This window comes from Agromyces aerolatus (genome assembly GCF_031432255.1).
Taxonomy (GTDB): domain Bacteria; phylum Actinomycetota; class Actinomycetes; order Actinomycetales; family Microbacteriaceae; genus Agromyces.
The window spans coordinates 1-1,264 of the sequence record NZ_JAVKGQ010000037.1; the positions used below are offsets into that span (position 1 = coordinate 1).

The 1,264-nt window shown below is 64.2% G+C and carries 1 pseudogene; it reads left to right on the forward strand.

Going from position 1 to position 1,264, the window contains the following annotated elements:
- Positions 1 to 71 precede the first annotated feature (71 nt).
- A pseudogene (locus RH864_RS19175) lies at positions 72 to 1,228 on the forward strand (IS3 family transposase).
- The last annotated feature ends 36 nt before the right edge of the window (positions 1,229 to 1,264 follow it).

Here is a 1,264-nt window from a genome sequence, read left to right on the forward strand (position 1 = left end):
TTGACCTGCCCCACGAAAAGGGTTCCAGTTTCGGTGGCTAACTGGTGGCCTGATCCGGAAGGCTCACCCTCATGCCACGTCCCTACCCGCCGGAGTTTCGTGCCCGCGCTGTCGCGCTCGTGCGCGCCGGCAAGCAGGCCAAGCAGACCGCCGTCGAACTTGGAATCCATCCCGTCACGCTCTCGAACTGGATACGCCAGGACGACATCGACAACGGCCGCCGGCCCGGTGTCCCGTCGTCGGAATCGGCTGAACTACGAGCAGCGCGGCGCCGCATCCGCGAGCTCGAGACCGAGCTGCTGATCGTCCGGCAAGCGGCGAAGTTCCTCGACGAGGAGCGTCCCCGCCCAAAAGACTCTTCCCGGTGATCGACCGACTCTCCGACGCCGGGATCCCGATCGACCGCTGCTGCCGCGTCCTCGGGGTCGCCAGGCAGCACTACTACCGCGTCAAACAGAAGCCCCTGACGCAGTCCGAGCTACGTCGACAGTGGCTGACCGGGCTGATCCGGGAAGTGCACGTAACCTCACGCGGCACCTACGGATACCGCCGCGTCCACGCCGAACTGACCATGGCGATGGGAGTCAGCGTCAGCGAGCGGACGGTGCACAAGCTCATGCGCCTGGCCGGGATCTACGGGCTCCCCGGCCCGATCCGCACCAAACGACTCCGAGGCGTCGTCACGGCGGATGATCTCGTGAACCGCAAGTTCGCCCGCCCCCGTCCGAACGAACTCTGGGTGACGGACATCACGCAGCACCGCACGCGCGAGGGCTGGGTCTACTGCGCCGCCGTGCTCGACGCCTACAGTCGCCGCATCATTGGCTGGTCGATCGACTCCAAGCAGGACACCACGCTCGTCATCAACGCGCTCGATATGGCCATCCGCAATCGTCGCCCCGGACCGGGCGGAATCGTCCACGCGGATCATGGGACGCAATTCACCTCGTGGCTCTTCGGAGAGAAGATCCGTTCCGCCGGGCTGCTGCCCTCGTTCGGATCGGTCGGCGACGGGCTGGATAACGCGATGATGGAAAGCTTCTGGTCATCGATGCAGATCGAGCTGCTGAACCGGAAGAAATGGAAAACGAGAGTCGAACTCGCCAACGCGATCTTCGAGTACATCGAGATCTTCCACAACAGACAGCGCCGACACTCCGCCCTCGGCTACCGCACCCCGATCGAATACGAGACACTCGAAATCAACGACATCCACGCCGCGAGTTAGCGACCCAGGCTGGAACCGAATTCGTGGGGCAGGTCA